The 24433-nt window shown below is 53.8% G+C and carries 11 protein-coding genes; 7 read left to right on the top strand and 4 right to left on the bottom strand.

Annotated features, from left to right (window positions below):
- The first annotated feature begins 16 nt into the window (after positions 1-16).
- Entirely contained in the window at positions 17-1651 is a 1635-nt protein-coding gene (gene treF / locus FRY97_RS10705) for an alpha,alpha-trehalase TreF (protein ID WP_147167522.1), read from the top strand.
- Positions 1652-1661: 10 nt separating this feature from the next.
- On the top strand, positions 1662-2585 hold the full coding sequence (locus FRY97_RS10700) for an aldose 1-epimerase (protein ID WP_147167521.1): 924 nt from the start codon (positions 1662-1664) through the stop codon (positions 2583-2585).
- Between the two features lie 101 nt (positions 2586-2686).
- On the opposite strand, the gene FRY97_RS10695 is transcribed toward FRY97_RS10700, so the two are convergent.
- Entirely contained in the window at positions 2687-3556 is an 870-nt protein-coding gene (locus tag FRY97_RS10695) for a sigma-70 family RNA polymerase sigma factor (RefSeq protein ID WP_147167520.1), read from the bottom strand.
- 68 nt (positions 3557-3624) lie between these two features.
- Here FRY97_RS10695 and FRY97_RS10690 point away from each other — a divergent pair, with 68 nt between their 5' ends.
- The 4 genes from FRY97_RS10690 to FRY97_RS10675 all read left to right on the top strand — a co-directional run bounded on the left by FRY97_RS10690 (position 3625) and on the right by FRY97_RS10675 (position 14479).
- Complete coding sequence (locus FRY97_RS10690) at positions 3625-3813, top strand: hypothetical protein (protein WP_147167519.1); 189 nt, start codon at positions 3625-3627, stop codon at positions 3811-3813.
- A gap of 315 nt (positions 3814-4128) precedes the next feature.
- Positions 4129-4509: an START-like domain-containing protein gene (locus FRY97_RS10685; RefSeq protein ID WP_147167518.1), complete on the top strand. Its 381-nt coding sequence runs from the start codon at positions 4129-4131 to the stop codon at positions 4507-4509.
- A 62-nt stretch (positions 4510-4571) separates the two neighbouring features.
- Positions 4572-7286: a PD-(D/E)XK nuclease family protein gene (locus FRY97_RS10680; RefSeq protein ID WP_147167517.1), complete on the top strand. Its 2715-nt coding sequence runs from the start codon at positions 4572-4574 to the stop codon at positions 7284-7286.
- A gap of 776 nt (positions 7287-8062) precedes the next feature.
- Positions 8063-14479, top strand: coding sequence for a T9SS type A sorting domain-containing protein (locus FRY97_RS10675; RefSeq protein WP_147167516.1), 6417 nt, complete (start codon positions 8063-8065; stop codon positions 14477-14479).
- Between the two features lie 116 nt (positions 14480-14595).
- Here FRY97_RS10675 and FRY97_RS10670 read toward each other — a convergent pair whose 3' ends face one another.
- Positions 14596-15207: a hypothetical protein gene (locus FRY97_RS10670; protein WP_147167515.1), complete on the bottom strand. Its 612-nt coding sequence runs from the start codon at positions 15205-15207 to the stop codon at positions 14596-14598.
- An 825-nt stretch (positions 15208-16032) separates the two neighbouring features.
- On the opposite strand from FRY97_RS10670, the gene FRY97_RS10665 reads away from it, so the two are divergent.
- Positions 16033-19566 carry a PKD domain-containing protein gene (locus tag FRY97_RS10665; protein ID WP_147167514.1) on the top strand — a complete coding sequence of 1178 codons (3534 nt, stop codon included), beginning with the start codon at positions 16033-16035 and terminating at the stop codon, positions 19564-19566.
- Between the two features lie 12 nt (positions 19567-19578).
- Here FRY97_RS10665 and FRY97_RS10660 read toward each other — a convergent pair whose 3' ends face one another.
- Positions 19579-21831: a PKD domain-containing protein gene (locus FRY97_RS10660; protein ID WP_246141674.1), complete on the bottom strand. Its 2253-nt coding sequence runs from the start codon at positions 21829-21831 to the stop codon at positions 19579-19581.
- A 51-nt stretch (positions 21832-21882) separates the two neighbouring features.
- Complete coding sequence (locus tag FRY97_RS10655) at positions 21883-24159, bottom strand: PKD domain-containing protein (RefSeq protein WP_147167513.1); 2277 nt, start codon at positions 24157-24159, stop codon at positions 21883-21885.
- Positions 24160-24433 lie beyond the last annotated feature (274 nt).

Below are 24433 nucleotides of genomic sequence, written 5' to 3'. Positions count from 1 at the left end.
CAAACGAAACGGAACTATGCGTACTCATCATTTCCTTTTTATGACATGGAGCCTATTGTCTCTTTTAGCCTGTGGTACAGGCTCTACACCACAAGCGCCGCCTGCTGAAGAAGCAGCAGCTGTTGACCCCTTCCGCTCCCCGGCAGACCGATGGGGGCAGTTGTTCGTTGATGTACAGATGCAGCAGGTGTTCCCCGATGGGAAAACTTTTGTAGACTGTACCCCAAAGCAGCCCGATGATGCCATCCTTCAGGCTTACGCCGAAATGGGCGATGAGCCGGATTTCGACCTCCGGGCTTTTGTGCTCCAATACTTTGAGCTTCCCCGGCAGTATGCTTCTGGCTTTCAGACCGATATGAGCCGTACGCCTGCTGAGCACATAGAGGCCCTCTGGCCTGTATTGACCCGTCAGCCCGACAGCCAAAGCACGAAGGGGACCCTGATCCCTTTGCCCAATGCTTATATCGTCCCTGGTGGGCGGTTTGGCGAAATTTACTATTGGGACAGCTATTTTACGATGCTGGGGCTTGAAGTCTCGGAGCAGGATGGGATGATCGAAAACATGCTGGACAACTTCGCTTACCTGATCGATACCATTGGCTTCATCCCCAATGGCAACCGGGATTACTTCCTGACGCGGTCTCAGCCCCCTTTCTTCGCTGCAATGGTCGATCTGTTGGCTGGGGCCAAAACCCAAGATGGGCAGCGGGCGGCGGTTTACCAAAAGTATTTGCCGCAGCTGGAAAAAGAATATGCCTTCTGGATGAATGGGCTGGAGGAGGCGCTAGAAACAGGGGAGCCCGTCAGGCATGTGGTGCCCATGCCAGATGGCAGCCTGCTCAACCGGTATTGGGACGAGGGCGATTATCCACGCGCAGAGATGTACCGAGATGATGTGGAGACGGCCGAAAAAAGCGGCCGCCCAGCTGAAGCGCTCTACAGGGACATCCGTTCCGCCTGCGAGTCTGGCTGGGATTTCAGCAGCCGGTGGCTGGACGACCCCCTGCGGCTGGAGACTATCGTCACCACTCAGATTATCCCGGTAGACCTGAATGCGCTGCTTTACAACTTGGAGCGGTGCCTGGCTGGTGCCTATGATTTATCTGGCCAGGAGCAGGATGCTGCAGCTTTCCGCTCAAAAGCGGAAGACCGGAAACAGGCATTGCTCAAATATAGCTGGGATGCAGAAGAGCTTTTTTTCCAAGATTACAATTTTGTAAAGGGGGGCTTTACCGGGCAGCGGTCTTTGGCGGCAGCCTTCCCACTGTTCTTCAAAATGGCTACGCCCGAACAGGCTGCTCAGGTAGCGGGTGTTTTGGAGCGGGATTTTCTCTACGATGGGGGCTTAGTCAGTACTTTAGTGGAAAATGGCCAGCAATGGGATGCCCCCAATGGCTGGGCACCCCTGCAATGGGTAAGCATACAAGGCCTTCGCAATTATGGGGAAACGGAGCTGGCTGCGCGGGTGCAAGCCAACTGGGTGAAGCTCAACAGCAAGGTGTATCAGAATACAGGCAAAATGGTAGAAAAATACAACGTCATGGACATGGGGCTGGAAGCCGGCGGCGGAGAATACCCCGTGCAGGATGGTTTCGGCTGGACGAATGGGGTGCTGTTGCGCCTTTTATCCGAAGAAGCATTGACGGATTAAAAACAGGCTCATGTTTACCATAGATACCTCAGACTACGGCCCGTTCACGGCCTATTGTTTATCTGGTGGGGATACCTCCCTCACGCTGGTCCCGGGTTTTGGAGCCTGTGTGACCAGCCTTAAGCTGAATGGGCAGGAATGCCTAGATGCCTATCAGTCTCCAAAAGAGATGCAGGCCAACTTGTGGGCAAAAAACCTGCTGCTTTACCCTTTTCCCAACCGCTTACGGCGTGGGCAATATACTTGGGGCGGCATCGACTATCAATTCCCTATAAATGACGCTCCGACAGAGAATGCCCTGCACGGTTTCGGGCTGGAGCAACGAATGGAGGTGGCCTGGCAGGAAGCCACAGCGGATGGTGCGGGCATTTGCTGCCGCTTTGATTACGATGGCGAGCTTTCGTACTACCCTTTCCCTTTCAGGCTGGAAGCTATATTCCGGGTTAGCGAGGGGGCATTCCGCCTAGGGCTGCGTGTTGAAAATACGGGCTATAGAGCTATGCCCTTTGGTATGGGCTGGCACCCATACTTCCGGTTGTCTGATGACTTGGCGAACCACCTGCTTTGTCTCCCCCCCTGTGATATGATCGGGGTAGATGCCAATATGATCCCTACCGGCAAGCGGTACGAGTATACGACCTTCTCGCAGCCCCGCCGCATCAATGCGGAGGTCTTGGACAACGCATTTGCCTTGCGGCAGCAGGAGGGGCAGGTTCAGGTCCGGCTGCAATATCAGGATGCTACACTAACCTACTGGCAGGAGTGTGGCCCTGGGAAGTACCCCTATGTTCAGCTGTTCACGCCGCCACATCGCAACTGTCTGGCGATTGAGCCCATGACCTGCAATATAGATGCCTTCAACAACGGAGAAGGCCTTTGGCGCCTAGCGCCTGGGGAAGAAGGCAGTACCGCTTTTGGGCTGAGCCTGCAATGACCCTGGGCAACTACAAGCCATAAACAGAGAAGCGCGTACCAGCCTAAGCCAGTACGCGCTTTTTTATTTACTAAGTCTTCTAATAAAACAGGACCAACCGTTTAGGCACCAAGGTAAGACTTTAGCAACTTGCTGCGGTTGGCAGAGCGCAGCTTGTTGATCGCTTTGTCTTTGATTTGGCGTACCCGCTCGCGGGTAAGCCCGAATTTATCGCCAATATCTTCAAGAGACATTGGGTGCTCTACCCCAATGCCGAAGTACAGCTTGATGACATCACACTGACGCTCAGTGAGCGTGCTCAAAGAGCGCTCGATTTCCCGCCGCAGGGATTCTTTGTAGTCAAGCTGCGAATCCGTATTGGGCGTGCTGCTGTTCTCAAGTACGTCGAGCAGAGAATTGTCTTCCCCTTCTACGAAAGGGGCGTCCATAGAAACGTGCCGAGCTGCAACGCCCAAGGTCGTTTCCACCTCTTCAGTGGCGATTTCGAGCGTTTCAGCCAGCTCTTCTGCAGAAGGCTCCCGCTCATACTCCTGCTCTAGTTCGGAGAAGGCTTTGTTGATTTTATTGAGCGAGCCTACTTTGTTCAGTGGAAGGCGGACGATACGAGACTGCTCGGCAAGAGCCTGCAGGATAGACTGCCGGATCCACCATACAGCATAAGAGATGAACTTAAAGCCACGGGTTTCGTCGAAACGCTGAGCGGCCTTGATCAGGCCAAGGTTGCCTTCATTAATAAGGTCACTTAAGGAGAGGCCTTGATTTTGGTATTGTTTAGCTACAGAAACCACAAAGCGGAGGTTGGCTTTGGTCAGCTTTTCCAATGCAGCCTGATCGCCTTGCTTGATGCGCTTAGCCAAGTCTACTTCTTCCTCGGGAGTCAGCAGGTCTACTTTGCCGATTTCTTGGAGGTACTTTTCCAAGGACTGGCTCTCGCGATTAGTAATAGACTTAGTAATCTTAAGCTGTCTCATGTACAGTGGATTTTAATATATTTTGAAATGGTTGGTTGGTTTTCCCTTACAAAAATGGGGTCCTGAATATGGCAGATGTGGTGGGCGCTTTTAGGATAACAGGGGGAGGTGGCGGCTTAGGCGGTAGAAAAAGGAAAATGGATATTTTTGATCGCATGCCTGCCCGTTGTTTACAATTGCTTGGTGGTCCCTGTTTACAGCCCACAAAAATAAGGTTATTTACCATCGTAGTCAATACCTTGTTAACCTTTGCCTAACATCCAATAAAGCAACATCGACAGGCGGGAATAAGTTTCCTGCCCTTATGATTAGCTGTGCGGGCAGTATCTATTTGGCGTGTGGGCGGCTATCGTGAAACGTTCTTTTGCAAAGGCTGTTGTTGTTGGTATTTCCTGTGGCGTGCTTTGGGTGGGGGTAGCACGATTAGTTTTTGGAAAAATCATTTTTTTATTCTTTATTGTGCGGGCGGTGCCCTTCGGTACACCGGTAAACAACAGTAACTGCTGCCCTGCTGTTGCCCGGCAGCCCCGCAAATCAAAATCAACCGTGAACCAACAACCTGTGCGTACTACATGGAACGAGTAAAATTCACCCAAGAATTTCTGTTTAAAGCCTCTCCGGCCATCGTCTACAAGTTTTTCACAACGCCTTCCTGCTTGGTACGGTGGTTCTGTGATCAGGTTGATATACAGGGGGATAGCTTCACGTTTTATTGGCAAGGCGCAGCAGAAGAAGCAGAGCTGGTAGACGACATAGAAGAGGAGCGCCTTCGTTTCCACTGGCTTGATGCAGACGACGATACGGAGTACCTGGAGTTCGAAATCTCAAAGTCGCCTGTAACAGGGGATACGATCCTGCTCATTACCGACTTCTGCGATGAGGACGAAGTGGACGATCAGAAACAGCTTTGGAGGAGCCAAATGGACGAGCTTCGCAAAGAAATGGGCGGGTAGTAACACCGCATCCCTAAGGCAGTACGGAGGCAGCACTTCAACTGGACAACCTCAAGAACAATATGGAAGTAGTATTTGGAATGGCCCTCGATGAGGAGCCGCTGCCCGGCTCGTTGATGTACAAGCCCGGCTGTAAAGTCTTAGGCCCTTGGGGGCTGCTAGACCTGCTGGAGCGGCAGCTCGGCCTTCCGGGGGCTCCCAAAGACAACGAAATCCTTCGTGTAGAACAGTACCGGCAGGTCTTGCAGCATATGTCGCGCAATGGCCAGGAGTACTTCTTCGAACCTTCCTTTGAGGCGGACGAATTTGCAGTGGCTACGGATCTGCTCAGCCGCCGTGACGAACTGGTGGTGGCGGGCTGGAGCTTTCAGGCTGAGGGGGGCACGCCGGAACGGCTGTCTTGCCTGGCTGAAGCTGAAGCGCTGCTGCGCAATTGGGGCACGGCCTTCCCCCCTGGGGAGGCAGACCGGCTGGCCGCTATACTCACCGCCCTGCCTGCACGCCGGCTAAGCCTCCAATCCTTGCACCATGCTGAGCCTTTGCCCCTGTTGCCGCCTGCTTGGCAACGGCTGCTTGCTACCTTGTCGGCGCATGGGTGTGAAGTAGTGCAACTGCCTGAGCAGCAGCCCGATGACCGTACCGATCTGGGGCGGCTGCAAGCTGCTTTGTCGGGGGCTGGGCTTGGAGGTGGGCCGTGCAAAGGCGATGGCTCCTTGCTGGTGCTGAGCGGGCAGCGAGATACAGACATTGCCGCTTGGCTGGCCCAGCTCTTGCAGCGCAACCCCCATTTCCGGCCGGCAGTGCTGGTCCCCGGGGGCGGACAAGTTTTGAGCCATGCCCTAGCGCTGGAAGGCCAGCCGCCTATTGGCGTGCTTTCGGCCTCTTTGGCCCGGCCTACCCTGCAGGTGCTGAAGTTGGCCCCGGTCTTCCTCTGGGCGCCCATTGACCCCTTCAAGGTTATGGAGTTTGTCTCGCTTGCGGTGAAGCCTCTTGATCGAGAGCTCGGCAATCTGCTCGCTGCCGCACTGGCTGAACGCCCGGGCCTTTTCAGTGATGATTGGAATAGGGCTGTTGCCCGTTTTTTCGCAGAGGTGAAAATATCAGAGGATGATCCTGGCCCCAGGTACGAGAGAGCAGATAACCAGTATCGCTTTTGGTTCAGGCGGCCCCGTTATGCTATCCGGGGCACTGCTCCGAAAAAAGACGCTATTGCTATCTATAATTACCTTTCTGCATGGGCGCGGGAATGTTTTCAGGAAGATAATGGCCGCAACCGTTCGCTCATTGTCCTTAGCCAACAGGCGCGCAGGATAAAGGAGCTTCTGGAGGCCTTGCCGGAAAATGACCTGACTTATCTGCAACTTGAGCGGGTAGTGCGCACCGTGTACGAGCCGGCGCCTGTACAGTTGGGAGAGCGGGCACAGGGCGGGCTAGAGTTTACGACCCTGCCGGGTGCTGTTGTCGCTCCGGTATCTCATTTGGTATGGTGGAATTTTGCCGGGGCTGAGCGCGACCACTTTTTCTCCCGTTGGTATGCTAAGGAAAGAGCATGGCTGAGCCAACAGGGCGTTGAGCTTGCCGGGCCTGAGGTGGAAAATGCTTTGCAGGTTTGGCACCGGAAACAGCCAGTGCGGCAGGCGGTACGCCAGTTGATTTTGGCCGCGCCAGATTTTGTCAATGGCCAAGCGGTCACGCCTCATCCGCTGATGGGCGATTTGGAGGCGGCCTTGGGCAGCCTTTCGCTGGTTACGTACAGGGTAGGCGAAACCGTTTTGCCCCCAGCGTGGGCAAAGCAGTTTGCGGCGGTACCGGAATATGTCCGGCTGCCTGCACGCCCATTGGGCAAGCCTTCTCCCTGGATCATGCTGCAAGGGCAGGCGCACCATCGAATAGCAGAGCAGGTCCCGATTTCTTTCAGCAGCTTGGAAGAATTGTTCTACTTTCCGCACACTTGGGCCTTCAAGCGCTTAGCCCGCCTTCGGCGCACTTCCCTGTTGAGTATTGTTGGCGAAAAGCGGCTCATGGGCAACCTCGCCCACCGGCTCTTCGAGCTTTTGCTTACCCAGGATGGTGTCTTGGGGTGGCCGGCAGAACAAGTAGATGCTTTTCTTGATAGCACTTTCCCCGGCCTCTTAGACCGCGAGGGGGCGGTCCTGCTCATGTACGGGCAGGAGCCTGAGCGGCTACGGCTGTTGTCTGAAGTCAAGCGCTCTGCTAAAAACCTCCTGCTTCACATTCGTGAAAACGGCTGGTCCATTGTAGGGACAGAACAAGAGCTGGAAGGCACCTTCTTGGGCAAGCCTTTCAAAGGCATAGCCGACCTTGTCCTGAAAAGAGGGGGAGAATTGGCTGTGCTGGACCTTAAGTGGTCTGGCAAGTCCTACCGGGAGCAGTTGCTGCGCAATGAAGAAGATCTGCAGTTGGTGCTGTACGCAAAAATGGCGGGCGGTGGTTTTGCTTGGGCGCATACTGCCTATTATATCATTTCCCGGGGTGTTATGCTCGCCCGCAACAAGCTGGCTTTTAAAGATGCACTGGCCACTGCTGAGGATGCTGATTTCGTCATGGTGAACCAAGAGGTCATGAAGCGTATGGAAGCCACTTACAATTGGAGGGCCAGGCAAATCAGCGCAGGGAAGATAGAGGTCAGGAGTGCCCACACCGCAGAAGAACTGGAAGAAGCCTACGAGGGCGGTGCGCTCCTCGACCTGTTGGAAATGAAAAATGAGGATGCAAAATTCGATGAGTACCAGGCGCTGATTGGGCTGTTAGAATAGAGACAGGCTTGGAGCTTTGAAGGGTTGAAAGGGGCGTAAACCAAAATGTCGCGTGCGTTTATGCTTTTCAGGTTCTAGCCTGGCATTGGCCTAGCGCTGCGAAGGGGTGGCCGAAGGCCAGACCCGACGCCTGTAGGGCGAGGGGCCGAGCGGACAGCGAGCCCCGTAGCATAGCGGCACCTGCCTGCGGGCAGGGGCAGGCCCAAAAGAAACATCCATCTGGTTTGTGCCCGTTAAAAGTGTGCTCCCCCCTCTCATTTTCCAGTCCCTTAGCCCAGGCAGAGCCCTCAGAAAGGCCAGCGAGTGGCCGAAAACGGTTGCTTTTTCCTAATTCACCAGCCCAGCCCGGCGAGTCTGATAATGCCTTTGCATTTTTGTGGCAACTCTTTTTTTATAGAAAAAAATATAATAACTTGCACGTGCGTGTAAAGCCAGTAAAACCGGCTGCTCTGCAGCCTGCAAACCACTACAAACCAAGGACTCCGGGCATCTGGCTTGTTGTAAGAAACCTGCAAATAATTACATTCCTGCCATTTTCCACTGGCTGGGCTCTGCTCATAGCCGGCTACAGACCTGGACAAGCATTCAGATTGGGCGCATGCCCTGAAATTTTGCCCCCCTTGCCTGAAAGCTCCTGAAACAACACACACACCAAGCCTTTTCATCGAATGCGTATGTCCAGGCTCGAAGTGATATTGAAGCACATAATTCCAATACTAATGTCATTTTTCCCGGCCGCCCCCTAACGCCGGGATAACGCAAAACCGCACTAATCTATGAAGGTCAAACGATTACTTTTTGAGGCGCTCCTGCTCCTCGCCATGCTTTTAGGGCCCACCGCTGCCAAAGCGCAGTTCCCGGTCCAATGCATCGACTACGCTACCATAGAAATCCGGGGTGGCGGTACAGAAATTATCACCTGTGAAGGCGATGGGCTGGCGGAAACCTACGATTTCCGTACCAGTACTCTGGCTATGCCTTTTGGCTACCTCATCACCGATGAAAACAACATTATCCTTCAGGTAAGCATCGATAATACCCTCAGTTTTGAAGGGCTGGGCCAAGGCAATTTCCGCGTCTGGGCGTTTGCCTGGCTGGGGCAAGTGATTGCACAGCCCGGTCAGGATGCCACTACAGCTCCTCTCGGCACAATCTGTGGCGCGCTCACCACTAATTTCATCCCAGTGCTCAACTTCGTCCCCAATGGAGGGGAAGTGACAACCGTTGATGGTGCAACGGAGGCTTTTGTTTGCCCGGAAGATGGCATTAGTGATGTCATCAGCTTTGCTTCCAATGGTGACATGACGGCTTCCTACGCCTACCTCCTGACTACAGCTGACAACGGCTTGATAGCGGTGCTGGATGGCAATACCTATGATTTTGACCTGCTGGGCGCAGGAGCTTACCGCGTTTGGGGCTTGGCGTTTTCTGGAGACTTGCTGATCATGCCCGGGGAGGACGTCACCGCATCTGCTTTGGCATCTGGCTGCGCTGGCTTGTCCAATACCTTTGTGGAAATCACGCGCGACCTGCCAGATGGCGGGCTGGTGGCTCTGGCTGACGGTAGCGACAGTGCCTTGGTCTGTGTAGACGATGGGCAGCCTGATGAGCTGACTTTCACCAAGGAGACAGCTGCTGGCGCTGCTTATGCCTACCTGATTACGGAAGAGGACGGGACCGTGCTGGATATAGTGGAAGGGGACGCTTTCAATTTTGAGGACTCGCCTACAGGCACCTGTTTGGTATATGGGCTCTCTTACACAGGCGCTTTGACGGTTGTGGCCGGTGACAACGTCAATGTAGCTGATCTTTCAGCGGGTTGCTTCAGCCTCTCTTCCAACTTTATCACAGTGGTGCGGCAGGAAGCTGATGGCGGTACTGTCGCCTTTGAAGATGGCACTGATGAGGCTTTCGCCTGTGTGGGGGATGGCGTGGCGGATGTTTTGTCTTTCACGAATACTTCTATGGGGGCAGACAGCTACACCTATATTGTAACGGACGAAGAGAATACTATTCTAGCGGTTGCAGCAGGATCGAGCTTCGATTTCGAAGGGGCCGAGACCGGCGTCTGCCGGATTTGGGGCCTTGCTTATGGCGGCGCGCTGCTGGCCATGGAGGGCGATGCCCTGATGGGTGGAGGGCCCTTAGCAGATGGCTGCTTTGGTTTGTCTGAGAATTTCCTGACCGTACGCCGGGAGTCGGTAATGGGCGGCACCATCTTGGCAGATGGTTCTGAAGGGCCATTGTTTACCTGCCCAAGTGATGGCAGCCCCGATCTGCTTGCTTTCACGACCACAGGCGGTTCTACAGGTGAGTACACTTACTTAGTGACTACAGCCGATTTGGAAATTATCGGCTTTGCAGTCGATGGTGCTTTTGATTTTGATGGGTTGGCTGCAGGCACTTATCTGGCTTGGGGGCTGGCCTATTCTGGCACGCTAACTGCTGACGCGGGGGATGATGCCGGCGGGACAGCGCTTTCTGATGAATGTTTTGACCTTTCCGATAACGCTATCACGGTGATTGTAGAGGCCCCGGAGGGAGGCTCAGTGGCTACTGCTCAAGGAATGAGCATGGTCTTCACCTGCCCCGGTGATGGTAGGCCGGATGTTGTTGCTTTTGATAGCACCGGTACTTCTCAAGGGGCTTATGTTTATGTAGTGACAGATGAAGCTAATGTTATCCTTGCCTTGGTAGCGGGCGATAGCTACGACTTTGACGAAGCGCCCGAAGGCAACTGCCGGGTATGGGGGCTAGCTTATACAGGCAGTATTGTTGCTGAAGTAGGCGATACGGCTTCTGTGGTAGCATTGAGCGATGACTGCTTTGATTTGTCAGATAATTTTGTCACAGTGGTGCGCGAGACGCCCGAGGGCGGCCAAGTCGCTTTGGCTAGTGGAGATACCACAGTCATCACTTGCCCTGGCGACGGGATGGCGGACCTGCTCAGTTTCGACAGCACGAATACTTCCTCTGGCCCTTATGCCTATGTGGTCACAGATGAGGAGAACATCATCCTAGGTTTTGCAGATGGTGATTCCTATGACTTTGACGGAGGGGCAGAAGGCATTTGCCGCGTTTGGGGCTTGGCTTATACTGGCAGTATTACGGCTGCAGTAGGCGATACGGCTTCGGTGGCTGCCCTAAGTGACGATTGCTTCGACTTGTCCGACAATTTTATTACCGTCATCCGTCAAGTACCGGTTGGAGGTCAGATAACAATAGAGGACGGCGGCAATCTGATATTCATTTGCCCTGGTGATGGCCAGGCCAATCTTATTTCCTTCGACAGTACCGGAGTGACAGGTCCCGCCTTTACCTACCTTGCTGTTGATCAGGAAGGGCTCGTGCTCGATGCATTTGAGGGGGATACCTATGATTTTGACAATGGAGGCCTTGGGATTGTCCGCGTATACGGCTTGGCCTATACCGGCAACCTGACCGCAGCAGCTGGTGATACCCTGAGCACAGCTGCGCTGAGCGATGACTGTTTCAGCCTCTCTGAGAATTTTGTAGACATAGTCCGCGAAATCCCATTCGGAGGTGAAGTCGCTACTGAAAGCGGGGAGACGATTGTGTATACCTGCCCTGGTGACGGGGTGGCAGATTTGATCTCCTTCGATAGCGCATTTGCTGCCATCACGCCTTTTACATACATCATCACAGATGATCAGAATGTGATCCTTGATATCCCAACAGGGGATACCTTCGATTTTGATGGGGCACCTGTAGGCACCTGCCGCGTATGGGGCTTGTCTTACACTGGCAATATCACAGCTGTAGCAGGCGATACGGCCTCGATTGTAGCCCTGACTGATGGCTGCTTTGACCTCTCCGATAATTTCGTGGCTATTATCCGCGAAGTGCCGGAAGGCGGCAACGTTGCGCTTGCAGGGGGAGGGGATACCGCTTTCACCTGTCCTGGTGATGATGTTTCTGACCTCATCTCAGCCGATAGTACAATGACTTCTTCTGGCCCTTATACCTATATCATTACAGATGAGAACAACGTCATCCTTGAAGTGCCCTCTGGAGATACCTTCGACTTTGACTCCGCTATGCCCGGCGTTTGCCGGATATGGGGCGTCGCGTACACTGGAAACTTCACTGCAGCTGCAGGAGACGATGCCGCGGCTACAGCCCTGAGCGACGACTGCTTCGACCTCTCCGACAACTTCATCACCGTTGTGCGGGAAACTCCAGAAGGCGGGATGGTCAGCATTGCAGATGAGGATATGGATATGGTCACGCTTTGCCCAGGCGATGGCAATGCGGATATCCTGACCTTCTCTACTACTGGCAGCAGCAATTATACTTATGTACTGACGGACACCAACGACGTGGTAACCCTTATCATTGATGGCAATAGCTTTGATTTTGACCTGGGCGGTATTGGCGTAAGCCGCGTGTATGGCCTAGCCTACACTGGCGCGTTGGTTTTTGCCGCAGGCGACACACTGACTACCGCCGCTCTGAGCGATGATTGTTTCGACCTTTCGGACAACTTCCTGACGATTGTCCGCGATGTGCCTGCAGGCGGGGTGGTCCGTGCGCAGGGTGGCGATACGCTCGTCTATGCTTGCCCTGGCAACGGCACACCTGACCCCGTACTGCTAGACAGTGCTGGCGTTAGCGGCAATTATGCCTACCTGTTGACGGATACCAACAATATCGTTCTGACCATTGTGCCGGACTCAGTCGACTTTGACATCTACGCGCCCAATGTATACCGGATTTGGGGGTTGTCCTATGCAGGGAACATTACGCCAATCATCATTGGCGCGGATGTACTGCAGGATGTGCTGGCAGATGACTGCTATGCCGTTTCCGAAAACTTTGTGACCATCATCAGTCAGCAGCCGGAAGGCGGCATGGTCAGCCTGGAATCAGGGGAATCATCCCTGCTGACCTGCCCGGGCGATGGGATGGCGGATTTGGCAAGTTTTGACAGCACAGGCGTAGTAGGCTTGTATACTTACCTGCTCACGGATGAGCAGAACATCATTGTGGAAGCCATTTCTGGGGACAGCTACGATTTCGAGAACTTGCCAGAAGGCGTGAGCAGAGTCTGGGGCTTAGCTTACACAGGCAACCTAACCGTAGTGCCAGGCGAAGATGCTGCCACAGCTATGCTGAGCGATGATTGTTTCGGGCTTTCTGAGAACTTCGTGACCATCACCCGCCTAGTGCCGGATGCCGGCGTGATCGGGACCATAGATGGCCCTGTCAGCCTAGAGCTGTGCGTAGGAGACGGTGCCCCTGATGAGGTAACCTTCACCGTAATTGGCGCGACCCCTAACCCGGGAGCATTACTCATTACAGACGAGAACGACTTCATCGTCAGCAGCATCAGCGGTGTGTTCGACTTTGAGGGGATCGTCCCAGGTATCTACAGGGTATACAACATCTCTTATACAGGCAACATCACCATCTTGCCTGGCGCAAACCTATTCGACGATGTGCTGTCCGATGGCTGTTTTGACGTGACGGATCAGTTTGTGGAAATCAATGCTATAGGCGTAGACGGCGGTATCATCCTGACAGAGCCGGAAGCGCCGGGCGATCAGCTCAGCATCTGCCTTGGCGATGGCGTATCTGACCTGGTACAGTTCATCAGCTCCTCGGCAACGAATGCAGACTATACTTTTGCTCTGACCAACGAGAACGACGTCATCTTAGGCTTCCTGCCCAATGGTGAGTTCGACTTTGATCTTGCCGGGACCGGCATCAGCAAAATCTGGGGCATTTCCTACACAGGAAACCTGCTGCTGAATATTGGGCAGAACATCAACAACGGGGCTGTATCAGATGGCTGCTTTGATTTGGCTGACAACGTCATTACCATCCTTCGGGATCAGCCGGAGGGCGGAATGGTCATGACTGCTGCTGGCGAAACAGAAACCCTGGTTTGCTTAGGCCCGACCGACGGGACTGTAGCTTTTGCTACATCGAGCACTTCTGTGAATGCTTATACGTACTTACTGGCTAGCTCCGGAGGCATTATCATTGATGTAATTGATGGAGATAGCTACAATTTTGCTTCCCTGCCGCTTGGCGATTATCGAGTATATGGATTGTCCTATACGGGCGTGATTGCCGATTTGATTGGCAATGATATTGAGTCGGTCTCCGTATTTTCTAACAGCTGTTTCGAGCTGTCCAGCAATTTCCTGACCGTTACGCGGGGTGGAGTAGTCGATGGGGGTACCCTTTCTGTAGAGGGTACTGATTCTGACACCGTATACCTTTGCCCATTAGGCGACGAGCCAGACTTTATTGTCATCAATACTTCCAGTACCGATGACAACTACCGCTATGTGATCACCAATGCCAACAACCAGGTCATTGTAGACGATATTGCATCAAATATCATCGACTTCAGTGGCGCAGCCCCGGGGGTGTACCACGTTTGGGGTGTCGGCCTGGAAGGGGACATGATCCTCGGTTTTGGCAGTCAGCTGCCCGATGCGCCTGCTTCTGCTAGCTGCTTCGAATACTCGGATAATTTCATCACCGTAGTATACGAAGGTACAGAGGCTGGCACCGTATTCACATCAGGTGGGGCCGATCTGGTGGAGGTGACAGTAGGGGACACAACCCCTGATCTGCTCTCTTTCATCCGTACAGGTGCAGCAGCCAACGTGCCGTATATGTTCGTCGTTACGGATGATCAGAACAGCATCATAGATATGAGCCCTGATGGGGTAATAGACTTTACGGATTCAGAGGTAGGTACCTTCCGGGTATATGGTTTGTCCTACACCGGTACCCTCTTTGGTTTCCCAGGGACAGATATCACGCAAGGGATGTTGAGCAGCGATTGCTTTGACCTTTCTTCCAACTTTGTGACGGTCAATTGTACAGAAGCCCTTCCCATTGGAGGTGGGGCACCACAGGGTATCCTAGCTGAGGGGGGAGTGCCAGTATCGGCAGCTATTGAGGTTGCTGCTGCTCCAAACCCTGCAACCGATTGGCTGGCCCTGACCTTCAGCCTCGATGCATCCGCAGGCGCGGCTGTGGCTAGGGTAGTGGATAGCCGCGGGCAGTTGGTTCAGCAGATCCGTTTGCAAGAAGGCGCTGCTGAGCAAGTCCATAGGTTAGATGTTTCAGATTGGGCCCCTGGCTTGTACCTTGTTTATGTGGAGCAAGGCAATGCTTATACCGTGGCCAAGGTGTTGGTGGCCAGCCGCTAATAGCCGCTTAGCACAAATTGGCAGGCCCGCTGCACATTACTGCGGGCCTGCCATAAAAAAGAAAGGGGGAGCCGCCGGCTCCCCCTTTCTTTTTTATGGTTTTGCAGAGTACAAGTTTAGAAGTTGTAGGTAAGGCCAAAACGGAGGTCGAATGGGCTGCGGAAAGAATTCTCTGGCAAAAGGACGTTGTAAAGCACGTAAATGTCGTAGCCCCAAATGCTGTTGCTGCTGTCGTTATATCCTACACCGATATAACCGTTGTTCCGCAAGCTGCGGCCAGTGTCAAATGCTGTGCCGGAGCTGTTCACGTCAGTTGGGAACTCCTCGTTGTCTGCACCGTATTCGAGGTGTGCAAAAAAGCCGCGTACGACTTTGACCCTTGCAAAAGCCCCCACTCCGTAGTCAAAAAGGTTGGCACGTGCTACCCGGTCAAAGCCAATATCTTGCCGGTAGTGGCTATATAGGACGGAAAAACGGGGCCCGGCTGAGATGTTTTCTGTGATTTTGAAACCGATAAGAGGGGAAAGGCCAAATTGGAAAAGGCTGCTGAAGCTGTTTCCGCTAAAGCCCAAAGCAACTCCCCCTCCATACCAAAGCCTATGCTTTATGCCTTGGCTTTCGTCGAAGAAACGGTCGGTATTATCACTGCGCTGTGCGGTGGCAGAACCGAAAATAAAAAGGCAGGCGATCAAGGCTGCCAAGAATCGGAGACGGTTGGTTTTATTCATGCTACAGTTTTTATTAGGGGGCGAGCCCCTTAGGTGCAAAGCTTAGTAATCGGTCTATCCTGCTCAGCTAGAGGGCAATTTTTCGATTGTACTTTGTCCCGGAAATCCTTCCCGCTCTTTATGTATGAAAAGCGGGGCTCGGGCATCACTCCGGTTACCAGGCCTTGTATAATCCAAAAGTTGTTGCTTCTTCGGCTAGAAGGCTAAAATCCCAACAAGCTGTTGATCGGGAAATTCCATTGCAAATATAAGGCGTGGCACCGGCATGGAGTTGGCTATCAGCTTTGGGTTAACAAAACAATAAAACAGAAAATTGTTCTCTGCCAGGCCTGTCGCCGGGCTGAGTTAGGCATCAATTGCTTCAATTCAGGTATCTTAGCCCTCGCTTGGAGCGGCTTCGTTACGAAAATCAAAGCGCTATGCCTGCCTGCTTTGTCAGCATGACCGGAGGGGGCTGGCGAAGCCACTAAATTTGATTTTAGCGGGCTAAATGAAAATTTGGTGAGTAAGTCAGGTTCGTTGGGCGCAAACCAGATTGTCTTTTTTTGCCTGCCCCTGCCGCAAGGATAGGGGCCTGCCCCTGCCCGATGGCAGGTGCCGCTATGCTCCGGGGCTCGCTGTCCGCTCGGCCCCTCGCCCTACAGGCGTCGGGTCTGGCCTTCGGCCACCCCTGCGCAGCGCTAGGCCAATGCCAGGCTTAAAGCCCGAAAAGCTTAAACGCCTACGCCTGTTGGTTGACGCCCGGTTCGTTAAGCGCTGATTTGCAAAGGGGCAAAACTTCAAGCATGTTCTTAGAGCGGTGCCAAACCAAAACCTAAACCGTTTATGCACAACTTTCCCTTAACCCTGCTGATTTCCCTGCTGATTTTCAGTGGCCTAACTGCTCAAAATACAGCTCCAGGCATTGCAACCCCCTGGAACAGTGTATGTGCGGAAAGCTATGTCGCTTTTTTTGATACCTCTTCCACCATATACACGAGCTGGTCATGGTCTTTTCCAGGCGGCACCCCGTCTGCCTCAAGCCTTCAACACCCCGTGGTCTACTACCCCGTGGAAGGGACTTATATCGCTACCTTGAACGCACAAGGGGCGGCAGGTGGGAGCTTTGGGCTGTCCATGCCCGTTACCGTAGGGAGCCCAAGTGAGCAAGTTTTGTTTTTTGAAAATTTTGAGGAGGGGCTTGCCCAATGGGAAGTCATTAACCCCGACGGTGCAACCACTTGGCGCCCCTCAGTTGTCGGGGGGGCGCTGCTAGGGAGCCGCGCCGCGCTTATGCCCAATTATAATTATGATGCGGAAGGGCAGGCCGATGCCCTCATATCCCCTGCCATAGATTGTGATGGCCAGGAAAGCCTGTTTCTGGACTTGGATTATGCCTATCAGCGCCACAGCCCCCTCTTCGTGGATACCTTCCGGATATACGTCTCTACGGATAATGGGGCTACCTTCCCCCACTTGGTGTATGAAGGGGCAGAGTCCGGGCAGGGTAATTTCGCTACCGCCCCTGATGGAGTATCCCCCTTTGTGCCCCAAAGCTCGGAAGACTGGTGCTTTGGGGAAGAGAGCCCTGGCTGTATTTCAGTAGACTTAAGCCCCTTTTCTGGCACTGCTGCACTACGTATCAAACTGGAGAACACCAACCAATACGGCAACAATCTTTACATTGATAATGTGCGCCTGGCCGGTGCTTGCGGAGACAGCTCCTTGCCCCCTGTTGCTGCCTTTTCAGCCGACTCTATACAGGGGTGTGCCCCCATGCAGGTTCAGTTTATGGATGGAAGCGCCGGGGAGCCGGACAGCTGGCAATGGTTTTTTCCCGGAGGAGAGCCGGCATCTTCCACCTTGCCCAACCCTATTGTAACTTACGAATCCCCAGGCAGCTACACTGTGGTGTTGAGTGTGGCCAATGAAGCGGGCAGCGATACGGAGATACGGCAGTCTTATATTGAGGTGCAGTCTGAGCCTTCAGCAGCGTTTAGTTTTAACCTGAACGGCAGCACGGCTGCTTTTGAAAGCCAGGCCGCCCCCGGCACAGAACTGCTCTGGGATTTTGGCACAGGCGAACAGGCTGCCTCTGCCAACCCGGTATACACTTTCCCGGCCCCCGGCTCCTATCTGGTTACCCTTGAAGCGATGAACAAATGCGGGACTGCCACTTTTTCGGTTCCGGTCGTAGTGGCAGGGCCGCCACAGGCCGGCTTTTTCACCGACTTCCTTTCCGGCTGCGCGCCAGTCCTCGTTCAAATGATCAATACTTCTTCTGCGGATGCCGCTGATTTTTCTTGGAGTTTTCCCGGTGGTTTCCCTGAGGCTTCCACCGAGCCTGACCCTATCGTAAGCTATGAATCACCGGGCACCTATGAGGTGCAGCTCGTGGTTTCTAATTCAACAGGGGCAGATACCCTTATACAAGAGATAGTGGTTTCCGGCCTACCGGAAAGCGCCTTTATCCCTCAGGTGCTCCCTGGAAACCTGACGGTTAGTTTTATCAACAACTCCATCAATGGGCTTACTTTTGAATGGGACTTCGGAGACGGTAGCAGCAGCACAGAGGTGATGCCGGTACACACCTACAGCTCCCCCGGATTGTATATGGTCTCGCTTACCGTCTACAATGAATGTGATGCCGCTACATCTACAGCTGAGTTCCGGCTTGTGCTGCCCCCAGATGCAAGCATTCAATTACCTTGGGATACTTTTTGTGCACCAGCCTCAATCGCTCCAGTAGATGCTGCTACGGGGTATGTAGATACCCGCTTATGGATCGCGCAAGGGGCGAGCCCAGATACTGCATACGGAGATGCGCCAACGTTTGTGTATGCAAGCCCGGGCGCTTATGATATTGTGCTCTATGTAGCTAATGCAGCGGGTGAAGCCACCGATACCTTTCCGATATGGGTAACCGGGCAGCCTGAGGCCGCGTTCACCTTTGAAACAGATGGGGCGGCGGTTGATTTCATCAACAACAGCACCGGGGGGCTGCAATGGCAGTGGGATTTCGGTGATGGCTCTCAGCTCTCAGGGGAAGAGGGGCCTAGTCATGTTTATCAAGCTGCAGGGCTGTACGAGGTAGCACTGATTGCTATAAATGCTTGTGGGGCGGATACGGTTATGGCTGCGGTAGAGATCATCTTGCCGCCTGCTGCTCAGTTCGTATTAGCGTCTAGCGAAGGATGTGCGCCCTTTAGCGTTGAAGTGGAAGCAGAAGGGGTAGCGCAAACAGATGAAGTGCTTTGGCTAGCCCCCGGTGCATCGCCCCCATTCTCAAATGAGCCGATGGCAGCTTTTACCTATGCAGCAGCAGGGCAATACGAGCTGACGCTGGTAGTCGAAAATATGGCGGGTGCCGATACGCTGGTGCAGCCAATTTCAGTGGAAGCTTTGCCAATCGTGGGCATCGAAGCAGAAGTAGAAGGTTATCTGGTTAATTTTACTGCAGTAGGCACCTTATCAAGCCTACTACAGTGGGATTTCGGGGATGGTGCCACAGGGGAGGGGGGCGAGCTGTCCCATTTATACGCTGGCCCGGGCGACTATGAGGTGGTACTGACAGCTGCAAATAGCTGTGGGGAAACTTCTGACACCTTGCTTTTAACGCTTCTGCCCGCCCCGCCTACAGCAGCCTATGAATTTTTACAGGGATCAGGCTGTGCCCCATTCGCGGCAACATTTATTAACACCTCGGTGGGGGCCGATTCTCTGCATTGGTCCTTTGAAAATGGCCTGCCCCCCACCTCCCAAGAAGAAATGCCAACCGTGGTTTTTGAATCGCCCGGCACTTACCAAGTTGAATTGGTGGTATGGAATGAGTCAGGTGCAGACACCGCTTCAGGAGAAGTGCTGGCCATTGCTCCGCCAGCCGCAGGCTTCAGCTGGGAGCCGGGCGACAATGGGCTTGTAGCTTTTTCCAATCAGTCTCAAGGGGATAGCCTTGGCTTTGAGTGGGATTTTGGAGACGGGGCGTTCAGCTCAGCGGAAAACCCCATACATCAATATGCCATTAACGGCACTTATGAGGTGATGCTGACGGCTTGGAACAGTTGCGATACGCAAAAAACAACAGCAATGGTTTCGGTCCTGACAGAGGCACGGGCCGAGCCCGTCGGGCAACAGCACTGCCGTGTGCAGCCTAATCCAACGAGGGGGCGTGCCCATTTCCTTGCTGACGGGTACGGAGCAGCCTCATTGCACCTGCAGCTCCTTCATGCAACCGGGCAGATGGTTTGGGCGCAAGCCTGGCCAGAAAAGCGGCAGTACTGGAGCGTAGAGGTGCCTGTCTACCGCTTCCCTAGGGGGCTTTATTGGCTAAGGGCAGAGATAGGCGGGCAGGTGGTTACCTTGCCTCTTGTGGTGCAATAGTGGCTGGGGAGATCATCGGACCACCGTCGCTGTACTCTGATATTCGTAAGGCTCCCCTCTTGGGCCTCTAAATTTCACCAAAACCATATACACTCCTGCAGGGACAGGGTCGCCCATATTGTTCTTTTGGCCGTTCCAGCCTTCGAGAGGGTCGTCTGTTTCAAAAACCTGTTCGCCCCAGCGGTTGAAAATGAGCAGTTGGAAGCCCGAAGCCCCTTCCAGCACACCGGTCCCTCTGTATTCGTCGTTGAGGCCGTCGCTGTTTGGGGTGAAAGCATTGGGCAAGAAGTAGCGGACCTCCGGCACCACATCCAGCACTTGTACCGCTGTATCTAGGCAACCGCTAGGGTGAGTGACAATTTGGAGGACCTCGTAAACGCCTGTATCCCGGTAAGTGTGGGCAGGGCTCGGCATGGTGGAGCTGCGCCCGTCCCCAAAATCATAAAACCAGCGTATGGCTCCGGATGATGCATCCGTAAAGGTGACTGTCGGCACAATATTGCTGGGCTGTTCGGGCATATACGTAAAACCGGCTTCTGGGGAAGGCCTGACAGTAATGAGGTTGCCAAAGGTCGTGTCGGTCTGACAGCCAAGCGGAGAGACGATGTCTATCGCTACCGTATAAGTACCGGGGGCGTTGTAGGTATACGTCGGGCTGATGGCCCCACTGCTGCCCCCATCCCCAAACTCCCAAGTAATATCGTAGGCCTCACTGATGGGGGTGGAAAGGTTGTCAAAGAATATACTAGCCGGTGCACAACCATTGAATTCGCTGGGTGCAATAACAATTACCTCCGGCACAGGGAAGTAGTCAATGATCCGCTCGCGTGTATCCTGGCACCCATTGATGTCGGTAATCGTTAAAGCGACAGGGAAACTGCCAGGCTGCGCGTAGGTGTAAATAGGGTCCTGCATCTCTGATGCTCCGCCGTCCCCAAAATCCCAAGACCAGGCTGTAATTTCTCCAGACTCAGCAATGGAGAGGTCCTCAAAGACCGTCTCCCCTGCCACACAGGTATCGTATTCGAAATCAAAATCTGCAGTGAGGTCCGGGTAAATCTGCACGCGGATGTCTGCTGTATCCCCGCAGATGGTGCCGGGGTTTAAAATGAGGTTGCCATAGTATACCCCGGTATCGGGGAAGGAGACCGTCGGCTCCCAATCATTAAAGGAGGTTTGTTGGCCTTCAATCATAAACCGCCATTCGTAAGTATCGATATTCGCCTGTTGGAAGCTTTCGTTGCCGAAAGCGATGGTGTTTTCCCCGCAGGAAGTGATGACGTATTCGAGGTCGGGCGTAACGGTGGTGGCATCTACCTGAGCGACTACGGTGGGGTCACAGCTGGCTACATTGAACTGGAAATCTCGAGTGGTGCGGCTGATCAGGACACCGTTGCGGTATTCTTCTACACAGACGGCCACGATGTATTGCCCCAAATTGTTAGGCGTGCCTGTCAGCAAGCCAGTGTTGGGGTCGATGGAGAGGTTGGCATCTGCCCCCATAGGTTGTGTGGGGGTGTAGGTAGGGCTGAAAAAATTGATATTGTCGTAAGGAGGCGGGCAGGCCGGGTTGGGGCGTGCCCCATCACAAGTTTCGTACAAGCCAGAGGAGAGCAGGTTGCCCCCGCCATCGTGAGAGGCACAAAGGGAGTAGACCAGTTGGTCCCCATCTAGATCCGTAGCGCTGTGGTCAAACTCCAGCGGGGCGCCCGCGCAGATGACGATAGGGGGGAACTCATTGAATACAGGGCTGCTATTGCACCCTTGCTGCGCCTCAGGCGTGATTTCTACAAAGTAGGTCGCCCCCGTATCCCCAGGGGCAATCAGGTTGGAGACCGTGATGTTCCGGCAGCAACGCTGATAGGCGATGAAGTAGCTTTCTGGAGATTCTGGCAGCGTCAAATTGAACTGATAAATACCTTCCTGCACACATACATCCGGGGGGACTAGACAAGGATAATCGGGCTCAGTGACATTTTGTACATCCAAAAGCGGAACGTCAATTTGTTGTACCGGGTTGCTTTGGCTTTCCCCTACACAGTTGCCACTGCAATTGTAAACCGCAATATTCGCCACCCCGTCAAAATCGGCACAGTCTGTACAGTTGCAGTCACGGTATACCCTTAGGGTGATCTGGTATTGATCTCCCCCAAGGCATTCGTAGGTCATCACGCCGCCGATGATGTGCTTGCCCAGAAGAGGGCTGCTGCCTGCGAGCGCAGCGATAAGCAGTATACTTTTTAGAAGGTTGCTATGCATGGTCATATGTGCAGTTTTCTCGGGTTGAGGTATATCTAGAACGCCATTGCGCCTGATTTAGCGTATGAGGGTGACGGTCGACTGTATCCTTACGGGCTCGCCCCTTGGGCCGGTATAGGTCAGCCGGGCCAGATAGCTGCCCTGAGGGGCGGGCTGACCGCTATTGCTGAACTTCCCGTCCCAGCCTTCTTGTGGGTCAGTTGAGGAAAAAACAACTTCCCCCCAACGGTTCCAGATCAGGAGCTCGAAGCCGCTGTACCCCCGCAGGAACCCTTTCCCTTTATAGACATCATTCAGCCCGTCATCGTTGGGTGTAAATGCATTGGGCAGGAAAAAGGTTGTCTGCGGCCGTATGTCCACCACCTGCACGGCAGTGTCCTGACAACCAAGTGGATGGGTGGCGACCAGCCTGACTTCCTGCCGCCCTGTATCTCTAAATACGTGTGTGGGGTGCTGAAGGGTTGATGTCACAGGCCCTTCCAACTGCCAGAACCATTGGTCAACCCCAGTCGATAGGTCTGTGAATACGACCTCAGGGTTGAAGTTGTCCGGGCGGTCTGGCGAGAAAGTGAAGTTCGCCACTGGAGCAGGCTCTACCCTGATCAGTGCCGGGAAGATGGTATCTGTCACACATCCGATAGGGGAAGTGATTTCCAACTGAACGTCAAAGACACCCTCTTTTGTGAAAACATGGGTCGGGCTGATGTCATTGGAGGTACCCCCATCACCGAAATCCCAAAACGTAGTATAGCTGGTATTGACGGGCTCAGAAAGGTTGTCAAAGAAAATACTGGCTGGCGCGCAGCCTTCAAAAGTATTGGGCGAAACGAGGATCAGGGCTGGTACAGGGAAGTAGTCGATGGCCTTAATGGTAGAATCCCGGCAGCCATTTTCGTCTATCGCCCTTAGGCGCACTAGTTTGGTGCCGGCTTCTGCAAATTTGTAGTTGGGCGCTTCATTAGAAGAGCCATCGCCGTTGCCAAAATCCCAAGCGTAGTTGACGACAGCCGCTCCGGCTTCTATCTCTGGCGTAAACTGTACCGGCCCTGCCACACAAGTATCGTAAGAGGAGCTGAAGTCCGCATTGATTTCAGGGAACAGCTCTACAATGATATTGGCAGTATCTCCGCACTCAGAGCCAGGGTTCAGCAAGAGCCGGCCGGGAAAGGTGCCGTACTCCGGAAAGTCGAGCAGTGCATTCCAGGTGCTCAGTACCGTATCCCTACCCCCCCCGAGGTCGAACTCCCATCGGTATTCATCAATAAAGGCTTGGTCAAAGCTTTCATTGATGATGAATACATTCCGGTTGGCGCACTGGGAAATGTACAAGTCTGCACCGACGGCATTATCTTCTGCTATATCCGCCCTGACCACAGGGTCGCAAGTGGTTACATTGAACTGGAAGTCGCGGCGTACAACGCTGAGCAGCTCCCCGTTCCGGAATTCGCTTACGCAAACGCCCACTACGAACTGCCCCAAGTCGAGCGGTGTGCCGGTGATCAGGCCAGAGTTCACGTCTATGGCAATATCTGTCGTTACCCCCAATGGTTTGGTAGGGGTATAGAAAGGGCTAAGGAAGTCCACGGGTTCATAGGGAGGGCGAGACTCCGGGTTGGGCGCAAGCCCATCTTCCTCAAAGGGGAAATCAAAATTTAGCCCGCCTCCCAGAAAAGGGGCACAAAATTCATAAACGAGCTGATCCCCGTCTTCATCGGTGGCAGAGTGGTCAAAATTTAAAGGCTCGCTCGCACAAATGACAGGGGGCGGGAAGAAGTTGTACGTTGGGCTGTTGTTGCATACAGCCTGAGCGGCGGCGGTCAGCTCAATGGAGTAGGTAGCGCCGGAGCCGCCGGGGTCAATGATGTTGGTAATGGTGTTGTTGCGGCAGCACCGCTGATAAGTGATGTAATAGCTTTCGTCCAAAACAGGGAGGTCGAGAATGGGGAAGGTGTAAACCCCTTGTTGGACACAGACGTTTGAAGGCACGATGATGCAGGGGTTGCCCACTTCGGGGTCAACAAAGTTGATGGTAGGGGAGCCTAGGTTGATGATCATCAGTGGCTCGTCATCGCTTGCGCGGAAAACCGTGGCCGTTGCGTTGAAAGCTGCGCCCGGAGCGGAGTCAAATGCCGCTCCGCCCCCCTGGCAATCCCGGTAAATGTTCATATAAAACTGGTACGCCCGGGTGCCGCTGTTGGGGTCGCCGCCTGTCCAGCCAAGGCACTCGTAGGTCACTTCGCCCCCGATGATGTGCGCAGCCTGTGCAGCCCCTGCCGGGCTGAGCAGGAGCGATAGAAAAATGAGCGGGCGGTATAATATGCAGAGATTCGGCATCGTTCCTATGTGAATTTATTGGAGGCAGGCAATAGTGCCGGCAAAACAAGGTTATTAATGGACTAAAGATTCAAATGATCGGCAGTGCAGGCTTTGCCCTACCAATAAGAAGCAGCAGATTAAGATAGGGATAGTTTTGAACTGCCTCTGACTTTGGCCGCATATTTTAGCTGTTCGCAATCTTTTTGACAAGACCTTCCTTTGCCGGAGTCAGGTGCTTTCGCCGGACAGCCGGCAATTCTGGCCAATCTGTGGCCAGGGCGATTCATCAAAA

The sequence above is a fragment of the Phaeodactylibacter luteus genome (assembly GCF_007993045.1).
Lineage (GTDB): Bacteria > Bacteroidota > Bacteroidia > Chitinophagales > Saprospiraceae > Phaeodactylibacter > Phaeodactylibacter luteus.
The sequence above is the reverse complement of the archived record's forward strand: the minus strand, read 5'-3'. Positions and strand labels throughout refer to the sequence as shown.